General features: G+C 67.4%; 16 protein-coding genes. 9 read left to right on the forward strand and 7 right to left on the reverse strand.

Annotated features, from left to right (window positions below):
- The first annotated feature begins 27 nt into the window (after nt 1-27).
- Nucleotides 28-390: a response regulator gene (locus tag AC1RJ5_RS01145; RefSeq protein WP_184165754.1), complete on the forward strand. Its 363-nt coding sequence runs from the start codon at nt 28-30 to the stop codon at nt 388-390.
- A 452-nt stretch (nt 391-842) separates the two neighbouring features.
- The gene (locus AC1RJ5_RS01150; RefSeq protein WP_493111254.1) at nt 843-1,103 is read left to right on the forward strand and encodes a hypothetical protein; all 261 of its coding nucleotides are present in this window, start codon (nt 843-845) and stop codon (nt 1,101-1,103) included.
- A 478-nt stretch (nt 1,104-1,581) separates the two neighbouring features.
- On the opposite strand, the gene AC1RJ5_RS01155 is transcribed toward AC1RJ5_RS01150, so the two are convergent.
- Complete coding sequence (locus AC1RJ5_RS01155) at nt 1,582-2,298, reverse strand: MOSC domain-containing protein (protein ID WP_493111256.1); 717 nt, start codon at nt 2,296-2,298, stop codon at nt 1,582-1,584.
- 9 nt (nt 2,299-2,307) lie between these two features.
- Nucleotides 2,308-4,164, reverse strand: coding sequence for a hypothetical protein (locus AC1RJ5_RS01160; protein ID WP_493111258.1), 1,857 nt, complete (start codon nt 4,162-4,164; stop codon nt 2,308-2,310).
- A gap of 202 nt (nt 4,165-4,366) precedes the next feature.
- Between AC1RJ5_RS01160 and recA the strand changes: the two genes are divergently transcribed.
- The 4 genes from recA to AC1RJ5_RS01180 all read left to right on the forward strand — a co-directional run bounded on the left by recA (nt 4,367) and on the right by AC1RJ5_RS01180 (nt 8,138).
- Nucleotides 4,367-5,446, forward strand: coding sequence for a recombinase RecA (gene recA, locus AC1RJ5_RS01165; RefSeq protein ID WP_269575459.1), 1,080 nt, complete (start codon nt 4,367-4,369; stop codon nt 5,444-5,446).
- 195 nt (nt 5,447-5,641) lie between these two features.
- Nucleotides 5,642-7,036, forward strand: a complete 1,395-nt coding sequence (locus AC1RJ5_RS01170) for an RNB domain-containing ribonuclease (RefSeq protein ID WP_493111261.1) — start codon at nt 5,642-5,644, stop codon at nt 7,034-7,036.
- The gene (locus AC1RJ5_RS01175; RefSeq protein WP_342250623.1) at nt 7,033-7,515 is read left to right on the forward strand and encodes a DUF1801 domain-containing protein; all 483 of its coding nucleotides are present in this window, start codon (nt 7,033-7,035) and stop codon (nt 7,513-7,515) included. The genes AC1RJ5_RS01170 and AC1RJ5_RS01175 overlap by 4 nt, the downstream gene beginning before the upstream one ends.
- Nucleotides 7,512-8,138 (forward strand): glutathione S-transferase family protein, encoded by a 627-nt coding sequence (locus tag AC1RJ5_RS01180; RefSeq protein ID WP_342250624.1) that lies wholly within the window; start codon nt 7,512-7,514, stop codon nt 8,136-8,138. Before AC1RJ5_RS01175 ends, AC1RJ5_RS01180 begins: the two co-directional genes overlap by 4 nt.
- Here AC1RJ5_RS01180 and trhO read toward each other — a convergent pair.
- Nucleotides 8,129-8,989 carry an oxygen-dependent tRNA uridine(34) hydroxylase TrhO gene (gene trhO / locus AC1RJ5_RS01185; RefSeq protein WP_342250625.1) on the reverse strand — a complete coding sequence of 287 codons (861 nt, stop codon included), beginning with the start codon at nt 8,987-8,989 and terminating at the stop codon, nt 8,129-8,131. The genes AC1RJ5_RS01180 and trhO overlap by 10 nt on opposite strands.
- Nucleotides 8,976-10,295, reverse strand: coding sequence for a dicarboxylate/amino acid:cation symporter (locus AC1RJ5_RS01190; RefSeq protein WP_269575454.1), 1,320 nt, complete (start codon nt 10,293-10,295; stop codon nt 8,976-8,978). The genes trhO and AC1RJ5_RS01190 overlap by 14 nt, the downstream gene beginning before the upstream one ends.
- Before the next feature lie 156 nt (nt 10,296-10,451).
- Between AC1RJ5_RS01190 and AC1RJ5_RS01195 the strand changes: the two genes are divergently transcribed.
- The 3 genes from AC1RJ5_RS01195 (at nt 10,452) to alaS (ending at nt 15,124) form a co-directional block, all read left to right on the forward strand.
- Entirely contained in the window at nt 10,452-11,705 is a 1,254-nt protein-coding gene (locus AC1RJ5_RS01195) for a M24 family metallopeptidase (RefSeq protein ID WP_493111265.1), read from the forward strand.
- A gap of 147 nt (nt 11,706-11,852) precedes the next feature.
- Entirely contained in the window at nt 11,853-12,404 is a 552-nt protein-coding gene (locus tag AC1RJ5_RS01200) for a site-2 protease family protein (protein WP_493111267.1), read from the forward strand.
- Nucleotides 12,405-12,472: 68 nt separating this feature from the next.
- The gene (gene alaS / locus AC1RJ5_RS01205) at nt 12,473-15,124 is read left to right on the forward strand and encodes an alanine--tRNA ligase (protein ID WP_493111269.1); all 2,652 of its coding nucleotides are present in this window, start codon (nt 12,473-12,475) and stop codon (nt 15,122-15,124) included.
- A 238-nt stretch (nt 15,125-15,362) separates the two neighbouring features.
- Here alaS and AC1RJ5_RS01210 read toward each other — a convergent pair whose 3' ends face one another.
- From AC1RJ5_RS01210 to AC1RJ5_RS01220, 3 genes are all read right to left on the reverse strand, one after another.
- On the reverse strand, nt 15,363-15,881 hold the full coding sequence (locus tag AC1RJ5_RS01210; RefSeq protein WP_493111271.1) for a hypothetical protein: 519 nt from the start codon (nt 15,879-15,881) through the stop codon (nt 15,363-15,365).
- 2 nt (nt 15,882-15,883) lie between these two features.
- Nucleotides 15,884-16,402 carry a hypothetical protein gene (locus AC1RJ5_RS01215; protein ID WP_269575449.1) on the reverse strand — a complete coding sequence of 173 codons (519 nt, stop codon included), beginning with the start codon at nt 16,400-16,402 and terminating at the stop codon, nt 15,884-15,886.
- A gap of 102 nt (nt 16,403-16,504) precedes the next feature.
- The gene (locus tag AC1RJ5_RS01220) at nt 16,505-18,304 is read right to left on the reverse strand and encodes a cation:proton antiporter domain-containing protein (RefSeq protein ID WP_269575448.1); all 1,800 of its coding nucleotides are present in this window, start codon (nt 18,302-18,304) and stop codon (nt 16,505-16,507) included.
- Between the last annotated feature and the right edge of the window lie 33 nt (nt 18,305-18,337).

Here is an 18,337-nt window from a genome sequence, read left to right on the forward strand (position 1 = left end):
GGAACTTTTTTGCGATTGAACGCGCATATGTCGGGGCCCCAGAAAGTATTGATCGTCGAAGACGAGCCGCTCATCGCGATGATGCTCGAGGATTTCCTCGACGCGCTTGATCGCGTCGTCGCGGGTACGGCGGACAGCGTCGCCTCCGGGCTGGCGCTGGTCGAGGCCGGCGGAATCGACGCCGCGATCATGGACGTCAACCTGCGCGGCGGCGAGACCAGCTGGCCGATCGCCGACGCGCTCGCCGCGCGCGGCATCCCCTTCGTGCTCGCCACCGGCGGGGCAGGGGACATGATCCGCGAGGACTATCGCAACCGTCCGGTGCTCTCCAAGCCGTTCACCATGGACAGCGTCGAGAAGGTCCTCGACAGCCTCGTCGCGGCGGACTGAGCTTCCTCCCCTGATCCCCGGCGAAGGCCGGGGCCCAGTCTCGGCGCAGCAGGTGAGCCGGGTAAACCTCGCGAACGACATCGCAACTGGACCCCGGCCTTCGCCGGGGAACCGCAGAGATTGCCGGCATTCGGTAAATCCGCTCCCGGATACGGGCATGCGTCTCTTTCCCATACCCTCGCCTGAGATCCCGGCGTCCCCCGCGATGACGACATGGGGGAAGCGCCGCTCTCATCCGGCTCCCCGGCGAACGCCGGGGCCCAGGGTTTCCCTGCCGGATCGCTTGTAACCCACGCCCCCGGCTTCCGCCGGCGAACCATCGAACCAACCACCGTCGCCGAGAATGCCGATACGCACGGGGCATGCCGCAAACCGGGCGGTAGCCTCATGAAAGCAGACTGTCGGCTAACGCCCCAGTTGCGGACGTTGCGTCAGGTGGTAGAATTGTCCTCGTGACCCCATTGTTCAAGCGCCGAAAACCAAAAGTCAGCATGCCGGAAGCGATGTCGCTGGCGGAAATCTATCTTTCCCGACAGGATCTGAAAGGCTGGCGCTTCGAAGTTGCGGAGGCGCAGCGCCACCCTGTTGACCCGGCAAACTGGACAGTAATCGTTGATCGCTTTTCGCCAGAAGGTGGACTGGTTGACGGACCACAGATTTTGATCGTCAACGGCGAAACAGGCGAAGTTCGGACCTTCGAAGAATTTTATTAGTGGTAAGCCGAGCGGCAGCTAACCACCCGTTCTCAGCCGCCCAACGGTGCTTGGGCCGATCCAAAAGCGATCGGGCTGCTCACGCCCCACTTGCGGAAGTTCAATTGATCCAGATTTCTGTCCCGATTGGAACGTCATTTTTGGTCAGTCCCAGACCGAGCAGGATCGGAATAAAGCGGGGGTGAGGCGGAGACGCCATTTCGATCCCACGCACTACCGTTGACGCCTCAGTCCCGTCCGGGAGCTTAAGTGTCAGCGGGTCTCCAGTTTTAACATGCCAGTCGCCCTCGCGGGGAATGCCCGGCACCACGACTACAGAGCCTCGGCCGGAAATCTGGAACACATCTTCCACAACTGATAGTAGCTTCCCCATCCGATGAAACTGCCGACAATTCCCCGGCAACGCAACGTCCGCTTCCCACCCAATGTCTGCCGTTAAGCCCTTGCGCTGAAAGCAGCCGTCCATGCGTTCACGGCCCTAATCCACCACCCGCACAACATCCCCAACCCGGATCACCCCCGGCCGCGCCGGTCCCGCATATATCCCGTAACAAGCCCCGAAATCCCGGGCGACCGTGCGCAGCACCCGCGGTTCCTTGGCGCCCGTCTCGGGATCGATCGTCACGATCACGCAGCGCTGGATCGGATCGGCGCACTGCACCGCCGCGCCGTCCTCGTCATTGCCGAACGCCAGCCGCTTGCCCTGCCATGCGCTGGCGGGCATTTCGCTCTCCAGGATCACGTTGATCCGGAACCGGTCCATGGCCAGCGCGCTGCCATGGGCGGCTTCGAGCGCGGCATGGCCGGCGCTGGTCTGGATCGATACCGGCATCGAATCATAGATGCCGCGCGCCACCTGGATCAGCGCGGCGGGCTCGCCGGCGGCGGCTTCGAGATGCGCCTTGAGCAGCGGGTCGTGGAGCGAAAGGCTCGCGCCATCCGGTGTCTCCACCGTCACCGCGCTGGTCTTGGGCCGTGCCGGCTCCTCGAACTGCGCCCGGTGCAGCACCATCGCCGGCACTTCGCGCGCGGTCAGCCAGGGGAAGCGCGTGCCGTTGGCGGCGCGGACGAAGGCATATTGCCGGTCGCCCTCGATCCCCTGCCAGTCGAGCTCGGCCGTGGTCAGCCGCTCGCCGGCCATCGACTTGACCGGATAGCGGTTGAGCGCGCTGACATGGCCGACGATGCGGGTCATTGCGCCGGGCTAACGACTGTCCGCTTCCATCGCAATCGCCTCGCCGAACAGCCGCTCCAGCTCGCGCGTGGCGGCCTTGCCCCAGAAATCGTCCGGCATCTCCTCGCACAGATTGACTAGGCCGCTTTCAAGGCTGCTGGCGCCCTCGCTGGCAGCCACCACCACGCGGCTTTCCTCCAGCGCCATCCGGGCAAAGGGCGCGGGCTCGATCACGCTGGGCGCCGCCGCGAACAGGCCCAGCCAGTGGTCCTGATAGGAAACCGTCTGCCATTGCTGGAGGAAGAACCACAGGCCGAAGCGCAGCGCCTCGGGCGTCGCAAAGCGCGTGCGCCGCGCGATGATCGGAAACAGCTTTTCCGAGGCGATCTGGTCATGTTCCTGATCGAGCGCGGCGATCCATTCGCGCAGATACAGGAAGGCATTTTCGTCCAGCTCGGCCAGTGCCAGCGCGGCTTCGGCAAGCGCGCCGGGGGCAGTGTCGGAACTGCCCGAGGAGAGCCAGGACGAGCCCGCCGTCCTGCCATAGCTGGCCAGCAAGGCCCGCAAGGGCGGCAGCAGCGCCGCCTGCTCGTCGGCGGGCAGGTCGCGCACCGCCTGGAACAGCGCCTTCTCGGCGATCGATTTGCCACTCGTCTTGAACCGGAAGGCAAGCACCCCGGCGAAGGCCAGCGCCTCCGGCCCCTGCGTCTCGATCCGCTGGCGCATTTCGTCCAGCGCGGCCGCGATGGCACCGCCGCTCAGGTCGGCCAGCGCCACCTGCTGGCTCGATCGGCCGCGCAAGATGGGCTTGGCTGTCTCGCGCGCAACGTCGGCTGACAGCGATGGCAGCTTGTCCCGCTCGCGCCAGTTGGTGACCGGCTCGAGCGGTCCGATCTCGCCGTCGATCGTCACATGGCGCTGCAGGTCGGCGAAGAACACCGTGAACCCCTTGCTGTCCGCGTCCCATGCCAGGCCATTCAGATGGTGCAGCAGGTGCAGCAACAGCTTGTCTTCTATCGGCTCCTCGCTGCCTTCGCGCAGCGGAAGCAGGGGCTCGCCGCTGCTGGCCAGCGCATCCAGCACTTCGCCAAAACTGGGCAGTCCCCTGAACTCGGCGAGCGACATGTAGCGGATGACGATGGTGAGCTTCGCTCCCTCGGGATCGAGCGGGACCAGGTCCAGCGCGATCCCGAAGCGCTGCTCGCCATCGCTCAGGTCCGGGTGGCGCGCCTTGTCCGCGGGGGCGCTGCGCAGGAAACGCGCAAGCAGGCCGGTGCGCCCGCTGGCGCGGGGCAGGGTGTCGAGATGGTTGCGCAGCGCCCAGCACCCGTCGGGGCTCAGCCAGCGCAGGCGCGTTTCGGGCTGGCTCCCATGCGGCGGGTGCGGGAGATGGGTCATTCGCACTTCGCCGGTCGCGGGATCGAGGATCGCTATCCGGTCCTCGTGCAGGCCCTGTTCCACGCACGCGATGGTACCGTCTTCGCGGGCCTCGAACTCGCTGATCCGGAAGCCGTCGATACGATGTTGCTGATCGATCTCCCCGTCGATCGCTCGCTCGTAAAGGGTGTCGAAGCGCCAGTCCTTGTCATGCTGGGCGAAGAAGAACGCGCGGCGCGCCGGCGAATAACACCAGCGATTCGAGGAAAGCCGCTTTCTGCGAATCTCGAAGACGCGCCGCCGTTCCACCAGGTCGAACAGGGCGACCGGATCCACTTCGGGCGCGGCGCGGCAGCCGATCACGAGCAGGTAGCGCGCATCCAACCGGATGATTTCGCGTGCCTCGACATCCTCGAATGCCAGGAAATGCCAGGGGTCGGCGCCGGGCTCGCCCGCTTCGACAAGCGTGAGCGATTTCCTGCCGAACAGCGTTCCGGTCGCCACGCGCATTGCATTCCCCCTGTATTCGGGGCCCAGCCTATTGAAGCGAAGGGGGCAGGGAAAGCCCGGCGCGGCCTCGTTGCCGGCCAGGTGGAACGATTATGGAACAAAAATTTCGTTCCGCTCTTGTTCTTGCGGAACAAAGGCGATACACGGCGTTCCAACACAGGTTGATGCAGCGTGCTAAACCTTCTAGCGACGGGGACTTCCAATGGCAGCTTCGCTCAAGGTGATTGACGGCAACATGGCGATTTCTTCGGACAAGCAGAAGGCGCTCGACGCCGCAATGGCGCAGATCGACCGCGCCTTCGGCAAGGGCTCGGCAATGAAGCTCGGCTCCAAGGAGGCGATGCAGGTCGAGGCGATCTCGACCGGCTCGCTCGGGCTCGACATCGCGCTCGGCGTCGGCGGCCTACCGCGCGGCCGCGTGATCGAAGTCTATGGGCCGGAAAGCTCGGGCAAGACCACGCTGGCGCTCCATGTGATCGCCGAGGCGCAGAAGACCGGCGGCGTCGCCGCGTTCGTCGACGCGGAGCACGCGCTCGATCCGGTCTATGCCAAGAAGCTCGGCGTGAACATCGATGAGCTGATCGTCTCGCAGCCGGATACCGGCGAGCAGGCGCTCGAGATCGTCGACACGCTTGTCCGGTCGAACGCGATCGACGTGCTGGTGGTCGATTCGGTCGCCGCGCTGGTGCCGCGCGCCGAGATCGAGGGCGAGATGGGCGACAGCCATGTCGGCCTCCAGGCCCGCCTGATGTCGCAGTCGCTGCGCAAGCTCACCGGCTCGATCAGCCGCTCGCGCTGCATGGTGATCTTCATCAACCAGCTGCGCATGAAGATCGGCGTGATGTACGGCAATCCGGAGACGACGACCGGCGGCAATGCGCTCAAGTTCTACGCCTCGGTCCGCCTCGACATCCGCCGCACCGGCCAGATCAAGGACCGCGAGGACATCATCGGCAACACCACCCGTGTGAAGGTGGTGAAGAACAAGGTGGCGCCGCCGTTCAAGCAGGTCGAGTTCGACATCATGTATGGCGAGGGCATCTCGAAGATCGGCGAGATCCTCGATCTCGGCGTCAAGGCCGGGCTGGTCGAGAAGTCGGGCGCCTGGTTCTCGTACGACAGCGTCCGGATCGGCCAGGGCCGCGAGAATTCGAAGAACTTCCTGCGCGACAATCCCGAGCTGCGCGAGCGTCTCGAAAAGGCGATCCGCGCGCGCACCGAGAAGGTTGCCGAGGGACTTATGGCGGGTCCCGACGCCGAGGACGGCGACGACGATCTATAATGGAATATCAGGCCGCGCCCGCGTGCGACGCGTGTGGCAGCGGTCACGGGCTCAGCCCCATCGGAAGACCCGGCGCGTTGCCCCGCGCCGGGTCTTTCCCGTTTCCGGGGAGGGCGGTTCGAATCCCTCGCCTGTCGCGCCGAGCGGCGAATTTTGAGAACTGTGCACCGGCGCCGGGCGCGCTAAGGTGCGGGCATGAAGGCCGTTCTCGATCCCGATTGCGTGCTGGCCCATGGCCTTGCCGCGATTCGCAGCCAGTATCAGGTTCCGCCTGCCTTTCCGCAGCCGGTACTCGAAGCCGCCGAAATCGCCGCCAGGCGGATACCAGGCGAGCATGTCGACCGAACCGATATTCCCTTCGTCACCCTGGATCCCGCCAGCGCCACCGACCTCGACCAGGCACTGGCGATCGAGACCAGCGGCAATGACCTGCTGCTGCGCTACGCCATCGCCGACGTGGCCTGGTTCGTCACGGACGGTGATCCGGTCGACGCCGAGGCCTGGCGCCGGGGCACGACGCTCTACTTGCCCGACGGCAAGGCCAGCCTCTATCCGCCGGTGCTGAGCGAAGGCGCGGCCAGCCTCCTCCCCGATGGCCCCCGTCCCGCCGTGATCTTCACCGTCCGCGTCGCTCCCGATGGTGCGGTGAAGCTCGAGGAAGCAGAGCGCGCGCTGGTCCGCAGCCGCGCCAAGCTCGCCTATGAAACAGTGGCTGACAGCGAGCTACCACCCCAGTTCGCCGAACTGGCACGCCGTATCGCGCTGGCCGAAGCCGCACGCGGTGCGTCGCGGGTCGATCCGCCGGAGCAGGAAGTCGCCCGCCGCTCTAATGGCGGCTATGCGCTGGCCTTCCGCGCGCGGCATCCGTCCGAGGACCAGAATGCTGCCTTGTCCCTCGCGGCGAACCTCGCGATCGCGGAGGTGCTGCAGGCCCATCACACGGGCCTGTTCCGGGTAATGGCCGAGCCCGATGCCGCGGCGGTCGCCAGGCTGCGCAACAGCGCCCGGGCGTTCGGCATCGCATGGCCCGAGGCTCTGCCGCTCGAGCGCTTCCGCGACGGTCTGGATGCGGCCGATCCGCATCAGGCGGCGCTGATGCTTGCGATCCGCCGGGCAGGGCAGGGCGCGAGCTATGCGCCATGGAGCGCCGAAGCGGCGCCGTGGCATGCCGCGGTCGCCGCGCCCTATGTTCATGCCACCGCGCCGCTTCGCCGGCTCGCCGATCGCTATGTGATCCGTGCCACGCTCGCGGTGATGAACGGCCAGCCGGTGCCCGGGGCCGTCAGCGACGCCTTTGCACGTCTGCCCAAGGTGATGGGCCGGGCCGATGCCCTGGGCGGCCAGATCGACCGCGCGGTGATCGACCTTGCCGAAGCCGTGATCCTTGATGGCCGCGAAGGGGAGACCTTTGCCGCCGTTGTCACCGATGTCGACATGCGCGGCGCGCGGATGCAGCTCTCCGACCTGCCGGTGGTCACCCGGATCGATGCGCCCGGCGCGGCGCCCGGCACCGCGTTGCAGGTGAAGCTGGTCGATGCCGATCCGGCGAAGCGCGCGCTCCAGTTCGAAGCAGTCGGGGGTGGGGCATGACACCCGCCGATCCTGGGGATTCCGCGGCGACTGCGGCCCAGGTGGAGGTCTTCATCGATCGCTTCACATCGGAGATTGCCGACCGTGTTCGCGCCGCCCGGACGGTGTTGCGGAGCCGGCTGCCCGGCGCCACCGAACTCGTCTACGATAATTACAACGCGCTGGCGATCGGCTACGGCCCTGGCGAGAAGACGTCCGAGGCCGTGTTCAGCCTCGCCATCTATCCCCGAAACATCCTGCTCTATTTCCTCCCAGGCGTCGGCCTGCCCGATCCGGAAGGGTTGTTGCAGGGCGAAGGCAAGGTGGGACGCTATGTCTGCCTCAAGGACGTGGCGCTGCTCGACGAACCGGCGGTGATCGCGTTGATCGACGCAGCGCTCGATCGCGCGAAGCGCCTCTTGCCGCCACAGGGCGGGCGGACCATCGTCAAGTCGATCTCGGCCCGGCAACGCCCGCGCCGTCCAGGGGAAGCTGCATGACCGTAATCGTCCACCATCTCGAGAATTCCCGTTCGCAGCGCGTGCTCTGGCTGCTTGAGGAACTCGGCCTGCCCTATGAGGTGCGGCGCTACGAGCGGAACAAGGCGACGATGCTGGCGCCGCCCGAGCTCAGGCACGTGCACCCGCTCGGCAAGTCGCCGGTGATCGAACATGGCGGGCAGGCGATTGCGGAGACCGGGGCGATCGTCGAATATCTGGTCGCGCTGGGCGATGGGAAGCTGGGCGCGCCGGGACACCGCGAAGACGCGCTGCGCTGGCGGCATTTCCTGCACTATGCCGAGGGCTCGCTCATGCCCCCGCTCTTCACCAAGCTGGTGCTGAGCCGGGTGCCGCTGTTCGGCAAGATGGCGCAGAAGAAGTTCCAGCCGATGATCGACGTCCATCTCGACTATGTCGAGGGCGAGCTGGGCGCGCGGCCCTGGTTCGCCGGGGCCGAATTCACCGCTGCGGACGTGATGATGAGCTTCCCGCTGGAAGCCGCGGTCAGCCGTGCCAATGCCACCGAAGGCCGCCCGCACATCGCTGGCTGGATCGCGAAGATTCACGCCCGCCCGGCCTATCAGGCGGCGCTGACCGCCGGCGGGCCCTATGCCTATGCGTGATCCCGGAAGGCCAGATCGTCACAGGCAGGGCAGGGCGCATCCTCACTGGCGATGAGGCCCTGGCAGCGTGGGCAGAGGCTGCGGTTGCGCGGCTGCAGCGCATGATCGACGGTGATGCGCTGGTCGAACACGAAGCACTCGCCCTGCCAGCGGCTCTGCTCGGGTGGGACCTGCTCCAGATAGGCCAGGATACCGCCCTTGAGGTGATAGACCTCGTCGATGCCCTCCGCCTTGAGGAAGGCGGTCGACTTCTCGCAGCGTATGCCGCCGGTGCAGAACATCGCGACGCGCGGCATCGGACCGTCCGCCTCGCGCGCGGCGCGGAACTTGCGGAACCACCCGGGGAACTCGCGGAAGCTGCGCGTCTCCGGATCGATCGCGCCCTCGAACGTTCCTAGCGCGACTTCATAGGCGTTGCGCGTATCGATCACGATGGTGTCCGGCGCGTCGATCAGCGCGTTCCACTCCGCGGGCGCGACATAATGGCCGACATCGGTGAGCGGATCGATGTCCGGCTCGCCCATCGTCACGATCTCGCGCTTGAGCCGGACCTTCATCCGGTCGAACGGCATCGCCGCGGCGCGCGAATATTTCACGTCGAGCCCAGCGCAGCCGGGCAGGGCGCGGACATGGTCGAGCAGTTGCGCGATCGCGTCGTCGCTGCCGGCAATGGTGCCGTTCAGCCCTTCATTGGCGAGCAGCAGCGTGCCCTTGATGCCCAGCCCCTCGCACAAGGCGAGGAGCGGAGCCTTCAGGCTCTCGACATCGGGAAAGCGCGTGAACTGGTAGAGTGCCGCGACGCGGACGGGCAGGTCCGCGCCGGGCACTGCCGCGGGATCAGGACTGGCCATAATCCTCGAAGCTGTCGGTCTTGGTGGTGGTGCCGTGCATCGGCAGGACAGCCGGCTCGGGATCGCCCGGCGCGTCGAGCTTGCCTTCCCAGCGGGCGACGACGACGCTGGCGACGGCATTGCCGATCACGTTGGTCGCGGTGCGGCCCATGTCGAGGAAATGATCGACGGCGAGGATCAGCAGGATGCCGGCCTCGGGGATGTTGAAGTGGCTGAGCGTGCCGGTGATGACGACCAGGCTGGCGCGCGGCACGCCGGCGATGCCCTTGCTGGTGACCATGAGGATCAGCAGCATCTGGATCATCGTCATCCAGTCGAGGTGGATACCGTACGCCTGGGCGATGAAGATCGACGCGAACGTCATGTACATCATCGAGCCGTCGAGATTGAACGAATAGCCGAGCGGCAGCACGAAGCTGGCGATGCGCGGGGGCACGCCGAACCGGTCGAGCGCGTCGAGCGTGCGCGGATAGGCGGCTTCCGACGAAGCGGTGGAGAAGCCGAGCAGGATCGGGTCGCGCAGATAGCGCAGCAGCGTGCCGGTACGCGGGCCGACGATCAGGAAGCAGGCGCCGAGCAGCACCGCCCAGAGCGCAAACAGGCCGAGGTAGAAGCTGCCCATGAAGAAGGCGAGGTCGCCCACCACGCCGATGCCCTTGGTCGCCAGCGCCTTGGCCACCGCGCAGAACACCGCGACCGGAGCGAACAGCATGACATAGCCGGTGACGGTGAGCATCACCTGGACGAGCGCTTCGAGGCCCTTGACCAGCGGCTCGCCCTTTTCGCCGATCGCCGCGAGGCCGACGCCGAAGAACAGCGAGAAGATCACGAGCTGGAGGATGTCGTTGCTTGCCATCGCATCGATCCCGCTGGTGGGGATGATGTGGATGAAGAATTTGGCGACATCGAAGCTCGAGCGATCGACGCCGCTGGACGTCGAGGCCGCCGGGATCGGCAGGTTGAGGCCGACGCCGGGCTGGAGCAGGTTGACGAAGATCAGGCCGAGGGTGAGCGAGACGAGGCTGGCGCAGACGAACCAGAAGAATGCTTTCAGACCGACGCGGCCGATGGCGCCGCCGCCGCCCATATGCGCGATGCCCACCACCAGGGTGGAAACCACCAGTGGCGCGATGATCATCTTGATGAGGTGGAGGAACATCTGGGTCGGAATGTCGAGCCCATATGCCCAGTTCTCGATCGCCTTCGCCCCTTCCGGCGTGCCCGAGAGCGAGATGTTGAGCACATAGCCCAATATGCCGCCGAGCAGCAGTGCTGCCAGAATGAACCAGGTAAGTCGCTTGCCCAAAACAGGGTCCCCCTAAAATCCTTTGGCGCAGGCAAAGGGGATTGCGGGCCCCGGGTCAAGCCCTGCGCGGCCAGCCGATGCGCGCTGCCCTATGCACAGGGGGTATTGCAGCGACCTTGGAAGCGGCCCTATCGCATGCGCCGTCCTGTCCGGAGAATGCCGATGCGCCTCGACCGCCGTACCCTCGTCCGCGCCGCCGCCGCCGCGCCTTTGCTGGCCCTGCCGGGCGTGCTGCGTGCCGCCGAGCCGGACCTTTCGGCGCTGCAGGACATCACCAAGGGGGCGGTGCCGATCGGCAATGAAGAGCGCGCCGCGCGGCTTGCCCGGGCGCAGAAGCTGATGCAGGCGAACGGCATCGGCGCGGTGCTGATCGAGGGCGGATCGTCGCTGGTCTATTTCACCGGGTTGCGCTGGGGGCGGAGCGAGCGGCTGACCGCGGTCGTGCTGCCGTCCGAGGGCGAGCCGTGCATCGTCACCCCATTCTTCGAGGAGGCACGCACCCGCGAGGGGCTGGCGATCCCGGCCGAGGTGCGGGTGTGGAACGAGGATGAGGACCCACTCAAGACCGTTGCCGTGTTCCTGAAGGACCGCAAGCTCGCGCATCTGCCCGTCGGCATCGAGGAAACCGTTCGATATTTTGCAGTCGGGGGGCTGCAGAAGGAGGGATTCGAAGTGGTCTCCGCCAATCCCGTGGTTCGGGGCTGCCGGATGATCAAGACGGCCCCGGAAATCGCACTGATGCAGCTCGCGACCGACGTGACCATCGCCGCCTATCGCTGGGTCCAGCCGCGCGTCGAGAAGGGGATGAGCCAGCGCGACGTCTCCGCGCTGATGGACGCCGCCACGAAGAAGCTGGGCGGCAGCCCCGAGTTCAGCATGGTGCTGGTCGGCGAGGGCGCGGCCTATCCGCACGGCACCAAGACCCCGTCGCCGGTTGCCGATGGCCGAATCATCCTGATGGACTGCGGGTGCACGGTGCAGGGCTACCAGTCCGACGTGTCGCGTACCTGGGTGCATGGCAGCGCCAATGCCGAGCAGCGCAAGGTCTGGGACCAGGTCGCCAAGGGCCAGCAGACCGCCTTTGCCGCCGCCAGGCTCGGCGCGACCGCAGGCAGCGTCGATGACGCGGTGCGCCGCTACTATGCCTCGCTCGGCTGGGGACCGGACTACAAGCTGCCGGGCCTGTCGCATCGCACCGGCCACGGCATCGGCCTGGACGGGCACGAGCCGGTCAACCTGGTACGCGGCGAGGCGACGAAGCTGGCGCCGGGCATGTGCTTCTCGAACGAGCCGGGCATCTACATCCCGGGCAGCTTCGGCGTGCGGCTGGAAGACTGCTTCCACATGACCGAGAACGGGCCGAAATGGTTCAGCGAGCCGCCCCGCTCGATCGACGCGCCGATGGGCTGAGTTTCCCGCGCCGGCGAGAACCTGTTCTCCTTCCTACGGATCAAAGAGCGGCGGGAATGAAACCCGGCGGCGCGAGCGAAGCAGGTGAAATCCTACATTGCAATCCGGGCCGGTGCTGACAGGGTACCTGCAGCAGGGGACGGGACGATGCGGGCGCTGGCGATAGTGATCTTCTTCCTCACCGCCTTTGGCGTGATGGGGGTGCTGAGCGAGCATTTCCGGGGCGATGGCGGACTGCCCGCGCGGTTGATCGTCGACGCGCTGCTCTGCTTCATCGCGGTGCTGGTGCACGAGCTGGGCCATGCCGCCGCGGCGCACCGGCTGGGCGCCGATATCCGTTCGATCGTGGTGCTGCCCTTCGAATACAGCATGCGGCAGCGCCGGCTGCGGCTGAAATGGCGGGCGGGAATGGGCGACCTGGGCGGCTATGTGTCCTATGTGCTCGACCGGATCGATGCGCGCCGCAAGCACATGATGATCGCCGCCGCCGGGCCGATCGCGAACCTGCTGCTCGCGCTGCTGGCCGGCACCGGCGCCACCCTGATCGGCAGCGCGACTCTGGCCGGCGCGCTGCTCGGCGCGCTCGCCTTGCTCTCGGCGGGGATGGGAATCGCCAATCTCGTGCCGTTCAGGGGCAGTGACGGCCACCATATCCTGCAAGGCCTGCGCGCCGGCGCCCGCAACAAATCGGTGAGATAGCGGACCTTTTACCCTGATCGAAGTGTTTCGCTTGAGCGAAAGCCTGTCCGCAACTAAGTCGGCGGCTTATGACTTCGACCAACGATATCCGCCGTTCGTTCCTCGACTATTTCGAGGGCCAGGGACATGCCCGCGTTCCCAGCGCTCCGCTGGTGCCGCACAACGACCCGACCCTGATGTTCGTGAACGCGGGCATGGTGCCGTTCAAGAACGTGTTCACCGGCCTGGAGAATCGCCCTTACTCGACCGCGACCAGCTCGCAGAAGTGCGTCCGCGCCGGCGGCAAGCATAACGACCTGGACAATGTCGGCTATACCGCGCGCCACCACACCTTCTTCGAGATGCTCGGCAACTTCTCGTTCGGCGACTATTTCAAGGAGCAGGCGATCACGCATGCGTGGACGCTGCTGACCAAGGAATGGGGCATCCCGGCGTCGAAGCTGACCGCCACCGTCTATCACACCGACGACCAGGCGTTCGAGCTGTGGAAGAAGATCGCGGGGCTCCCCGAGGAGCGGATCATCCGCATCCCGACCAAGGACAATTTCTGGGCGATGGGCTCGGACGGTCCGTGCGGGCCGTGCTCGGAGATCTTCTACGACCATGGCGACCATATCTGGGGCGGCCCGCCGGGATCGCCGGAAGAGGATGGCGACCGCTTCGTCGAGATCTGGAACCTCGTCTTCATGCAGTTCCTGCAGGAGAATGACGAGATCATCGGCGACCTGCCGCGTCCCTCGATCGATACCGGCATGGGCCTGGAGCGCGTCGCGGCGGTGCTGCAGGGCGTCCATGACAATTACGATACCGACACGTTCAAGGCGCTGATCGCCGCCTCGGGCGCGCTGACCGGCGCCTCGACCACCGGCGAGAACCAGGCGAGCCACCGCGTGATCGCCGATCACCTGCGCTCGGCCGGCTTCCTCGTCGCCGACGGCGTGCTGCCGGCCAATGAAGGCCGCGGCTATGTGCTCCGCCGCATCATGCGCCGCGCGATGCGCCACGCGCACCTGCTCGGCGCCAAGGATCCGCTGATGCACCGCATGGTGCCGTCGCTGGTCGCCGAGATGGGCGCCGCGTTCCCCGAGCTGGTCCGCGCGCAGCCGCTGATCGAAGCGACGCTGCTGCAGGAAGAGACGCGCTTCCGCCAGACGCTGGCCAATGGCCTGCGGCTGCTCGACGAGGCGACTGTCGGCATGGCGGCGGGCGACACGCTGCCCGGCGAGACCGCGTTCAAGCTCTACGACACGTTCGGCTTCCCCTATGACCTGACCGAGGACGCCCTGCGCGCGCAGGAGATCAACGTCGATCGCGCCGGCTTCGACACCGCGATGGCCGCGCAGAAGGCCGCAGCGCGCGCGGCCTGGAAGGGCTCGGGCGAAAAGGCTTCGGAAGAGCTGTGGTACGACCTGGCCGACGAGCTGGGCGGCACCGAGTTCACCGGCTATGCCGGCACCCAGGGCGAAGGCCAGGTGGTGGCGATCGTCAAGGACGGCGCCAAGGTCGACAAGGCAGTTGCCGGCGACAGCGTGACGATCCTGACCAACCAGACCCCCTTCTACGCCGAGAGCGGCGGCCAGATGGGCGATGTCGGCGTGATCTCGAACGACAAGCTGAGCGCGGCGGTGAACGACACCTCCAAGCCGCTCGGGCGCCTGCACGCGCACCACGCCAAGATCGAAACCGGCGAAGTCGCGGTCGGCGACGCGGTGCAGCTCACCGTCGATGCCGATCATCGCGATCGGGTTCGCGCGAACCACTCGGCGACGCACCTGCTGCACGCGGCGCTGCGCAAGCGGCTGGGCGGGCATGTGACGCAGAAGGGCAGCCTGGTGGCGCCCGATCGCCTGCGCTTCGACTTCTCGCACCCCTCGGCGCTGTCGGCCGAGGAGATCGCGGACATCGAAGCCGATGTGAACGCGCAGATCCGCCACAACGGCGCGGTCGAGACCCGGCTGATGACTCCGGACGACGCGATCGCCGCCGGCGCGATGGCGCTGTTCGGCGAGAAGTACGGCGACGAAGTTCGCGTGCTGTCGATGGGGCTGGGCGAAGATGCGTCCTATTCGGTCGAGCTGTGCGGCGGCACGCACGTGAACGCCACCGGCGACATCGCGATCTTCAAGATCGTCTCGGAAAGCGCCGTGTCGAGCGGCGTGCGCCGGATCGAGGCGCTGACCGGCGAAGGCGCGCGGCTGTGGCTCAACGGCCGCGACGCGCAGCTGCGCGAGGCGGCGGCGGCGCTCAAGACGTCGCCGGATGAAGTTGTGGGCCGTGTGGCTGCGCTGGTCGAGGAGCGCCGCAAGCTCGAGCGCGAGCTGGCCGAGGCCAAGAAGGCACTGGCGCTGGGCGGCGGCGGTGCCGCGCAGGCGGCTGGGCCGGAGCAGGTCGCGGGCATCAACTTCATCGGCCAGGTGATCGACGGGCTCGAGCCCAAGGAACTGCGCGGCGCGGTCGATGAGGCCAAGCAGCGGGTTGGTTCGGGCGTGGTGGCGCTGGTTGCCGTGAATGACGGCCGGGCCTCGGTCGCGGTCGGCGTGACTGCCGGTGTGGCGGCGAGCGCGGTGGACCTGGTCAAGGTCGCCGTGGCGGTGCTGGGCGGGCAGGGCGGCGGCGGCCGTCCCGACATGGCCCAGGGCGGCGGCCCGGATGGCGACAAGGGTGCCGAGGCGCTCGAGGCGGTGAAGGCTGCGCTGGCCGAGGCGCTGGCGGGGGTTTGAGCTTCCCAGTTCCTCCTCCAGCTTGCTGGGGGAGGGGCGATTGATCCCACTGCTCCCCGGCGAAAGCCGGGGCCCAGGGTAACAGAGCGACACAGCAGAGAAACCCTGGGCCCCGGCTTTCGCCGGGGAGCGGCTATTTGAGCGGTGCTTCCAAACCCGCTGATCGCGCTTCTGGCGCAACCCCTCCACCATCGCTGCGCGGTGGTCCCCCTCCCGGAACGGGGAGGAGTTTTAGAGATCACATCCCCGGCGCCCAGCCGTCCTCCGGCGAGACCCAGAGCGCGCGCTGGGTCATGTCGCGGCGGACCAGGCCGTCGATCGTCACGTCCGAGATAATGCCTTCGCCGTCCGCCTTGTCGCGGTAGCAGCGCTTCCTGCCGGCGAGCGGCTGGAGCGCGAGCATCAGGCGTTGGCGGACCGAAGTCTCGACCGCGGTCGCGAGCGGGGCGCCGTCCTTGGTGAGCTTGCCTGAGCTGAAGTCGATCGGGCGGACGGTGGAGCAGGCGGCGCCGTCCTCGATCTGGCCCGACATATGATATTCGAGCAGGATAGTCGGTTCGGTGGAGACCACGCCGGTGACGGTCGCGTCGAAGGTCCCGTTCTCATGGACGGTGTAGCGGACCATGGTGGTGCAGGTGCGCTGCCGGGTATCCGGGCTGACGCAGCGGATCTTGCCGGTCCGGGCCGGGTCGAGCAGATCGGGGGCAGGCGCCGGCTGCGGCGCCGCGGTGGCGAGGAGGAGCAGAGTGGCGATCATCGTCAGTTCCCCAGCTTGTAGCCGTCCTTGTCGCTCACCCAGACGAATTTCTGGCTGAGATCGGGGCGCACCGCGCCATCGACGCTGAGCTCGTTGAGGAGCAGGCCGTTCTCGGCCGGCTTGATCGTGGTGCAGGTGTTCTTGCCGTCGAGCGGCGCGACTGCGGCGGTGAGCTGGCTCTTCACGGCGTTGGCGGTGGCGTCCTCGGCAGGCTTGCCGTTCATGTAGACGGTGCCGGCCTGGAAATCGGCCAGCTTGATCGTCTCGCAGAGCTGGCCGTCGCTGACCGTGCCCCGGGTGCGGATCTCCATGGTGATCAGCGGCGTGGGCGCGAGGAACAGCCGCGTGGTCGCCTCATAGCTGTTTCCGCTGATCTTGTAGCTCGTCGTGCCGACGCACGTCTTCTTCGCCTGATCCGGCACGACGCACTGCGTCTTGCCCGCCCGGGCGGGAGCGACCGGATCGTCGGCCTGCCCTCCGGCGGCAGCGGCGGCGAGGAGAAGCAGGCTGGTCAACATCATCGAAACTCCCGAACAGGATGTAGCCCATGAGATGCGCCGGGGCCGCGCGGCGGGCAAGCGGAGTCTGTCCGGAAATGCGCATTTCGAGACGGTGCCCGCCGATCAGGCCGGCGCGTCGGCGTCCTCGTCGGCCCCGTTCCGGTCGAGCTTCACGCGGCGGAAGCGCGGTTCGCGGTCGAGCCCGGCAACGTCCTTGATCTTCTTGCGCATCTCGTCGCGCTTCTCATGGATCGAGGCGATCACCGGGCCGACGGCCATGCCGAGATCGACCAGTACCACTTCGGAGAGCTGGAGCGAGCTTTCGAGCGCCTCGGGCACCGCTTCGCTGGCGCCGGCGCGGTAGAGCTCGGCGGCGTGCGCGGTGTCGCGGGCGCGGGCGATGATTGGCAGGCCCGGCACCCAGCCGCGCACCCGGCGGGTGAGGCGGACGGTGAGGACGGGATCGTCCATTGTCAGCACCAGCGCCTTGGCATGGCCGAGGTTGAGCTTGTCGACCAGCTCCGAGCGGGTGACGTCGCCGAACAGGACGTTGTAGCCGCCGCGGCGGGCGGCGTTGACGTTGTCGATGTCGGCGTCGACGCCGATATAGGGCAGGCCGTGGCGGCGCAGCATGTCCGCCACCGTGCGGCCGACGCGGCCGAAGCCGATAACCACCGTGCCGGCCTGGACATGGGCGAGGTCGGCGTCCGGCGCCTCTTCGCCCTTGGTGCGCTCGATCAGCTGGGCGATCATCCGCCCGGCCTTGGCGAGCACCGGGGTGGCGGTGAGGCCGATCGCGGTGACGGTGGTCCAGAAGGCGCCGGTGCTCGGGCTGATCAGCCCTGCCGCGCCGGCGACGCCGAGCACGATCAGCGTGGTCTCGGACGGGCTGGCCATCAGCACGCCGGCCTCGGTCGCGGTGCCGGTGCGCGCGCCGGAAAGCTTGAGCAGGCCGGTGGTGACCGCGGCCTTGACCAGCATCACGACCAGCGAGGCGCCGAGCAGGGGCGCCCAGTTGTGGACGATGAAGCTGAGGTCGAGCCGCATGCCGACGGTGATCAGGAACACACCGAGGGCGAGACCCTTGAACGGTGCGGTGATCGCTTCGACTTCGCCGTGATATTCGGTCTCGGCGATGAGCAGGCCGGCGATCAGCGCGCCGACGATCGGCGAGAGGCCGGCCGCGCTGGTCGCGAGGCTGGCGGCGATGACGACGAGCAGGCTGGCGGCGAGGAAGAGCTCGGGGCTCTTGGTGCGCGCGGCCTGGGCGAACATGCGGGGCAGGAGGATGCGGCCGCCGACGAACAGGATCGCGACGGTGACGATGCCGAATCCGAGCGTCTGGCCGAGCTTGATCCAGCCGTCCTCGCCGCCGGCCGCCGGGGCCAGCGCGCCGAGCAGGAAGATGATCGGGACGAGCGCGAGGTCCTCGAACAGCAGCATGGCGAAGGCCGAGCGGCCGACCGCGCTGGTGGTGCCGGCGATCGGCAGCACGATCGCGGTGGAGGAGAGCGCGAGCGCCAGGCCGAGGCCGATCGCCCCGCCCGTGCTGAGGCCGGTGAGGTAGAGCACGGCGGCGAGGATCAGGCCGGCGCCGAGCAGCTCCGCCGCGCCGACGCCGAACACCAGGGTGCGCATCGACCAGAGGCGCTTGAACGACAGCTCGAGGCCGATCGAGAACAGCAGCAGGATGATACCGAACTCGGCGAACGGCTCGATCGAATGCGCGTCCGAGATGGTGATGTGGTAGAGCCAGGGGTAGCGGGGCACGAGGCTGCCGAGGCCGAACGGGCCGACCAGCGCGCCGACCAGGATGAAGCCGATCACCGGGCTTATCCGGAAGCGCGCGAAGGCGGGGATCACCAGCCCGGCGGCACCGAGGATGACGAGCGCGTCGGAAAGGCCGCTATTGCCGAGGTTCACGCGCGAAACCTTGCGATGCGTGCCATTGCGAAG

The sequence above is a fragment of the Sphingomonas sp. GW822-FHT03G08 genome, from assembly GCF_058801135.1.

Bases quoted from the DNA above. Each gene is read 5' to 3' on its own strand.
- AC1RJ5_RS01170 (WP_493111261.1), top strand. From the start codon at position 5,642: ATGAAGGCCGTTCTCGATCCCGATTGCGTGCTGGCCCATGGCCTTGCC.
- AC1RJ5_RS01155 (WP_493111256.1), bottom strand. From the start codon at position 2,298: ATGACCCGCATCGTCGGCCATGTCAGCGCGCTCAACCGCTATCCGGTC.
- AC1RJ5_RS01160 (WP_493111258.1), bottom strand. From the start codon at position 4,164: ATGCGCGTGGCGACCGGAACGCTGTTCGGCAGGAAATCGCTCACGCTT.
- AC1RJ5_RS01180 (WP_342250624.1), top strand. From the start codon at position 7,512: ATGACCGTAATCGTCCACCATCTCGAGAATTCCCGTTCGCAGCGCGTG.
- trhO (WP_342250625.1), bottom strand. From the start codon at position 8,989: ATGGCCAGTCCTGATCCCGCGGCAGTGCCCGGCGCGGACCTGCCCGTC.
- AC1RJ5_RS01145 (WP_184165754.1), top strand. From the start codon at position 28: ATGTCGGGGCCCCAGAAAGTATTGATCGTCGAAGACGAGCCGCTCATC.
- AC1RJ5_RS01210 (WP_493111271.1), bottom strand. From the start codon at position 15,881: ATGATCGCCACTCTGCTCCTCCTCGCCACCGCGGCGCCGCAGCCGGCG.
- AC1RJ5_RS01200 (WP_493111267.1), top strand. From the start codon at position 11,853: ATGCGGGCGCTGGCGATAGTGATCTTCTTCCTCACCGCCTTTGGCGTG.
- alaS (WP_493111269.1), top strand. From the start codon at position 12,473: ATGACTTCGACCAACGATATCCGCCGTTCGTTCCTCGACTATTTCGAG.
- recA (WP_269575459.1), top strand. From the start codon at position 4,367: ATGGCAGCTTCGCTCAAGGTGATTGACGGCAACATGGCGATTTCTTCG.
- AC1RJ5_RS01175 (WP_342250623.1), top strand. From the start codon at position 7,033: ATGACACCCGCCGATCCTGGGGATTCCGCGGCGACTGCGGCCCAGGTG.
- AC1RJ5_RS01215 (WP_269575449.1), bottom strand. From the start codon at position 16,402: ATGATGTTGACCAGCCTGCTTCTCCTCGCCGCCGCTGCCGCCGGAGGG.
- AC1RJ5_RS01195 (WP_493111265.1), top strand. From the start codon at position 10,452: ATGCCGATGCGCCTCGACCGCCGTACCCTCGTCCGCGCCGCCGCCGCC.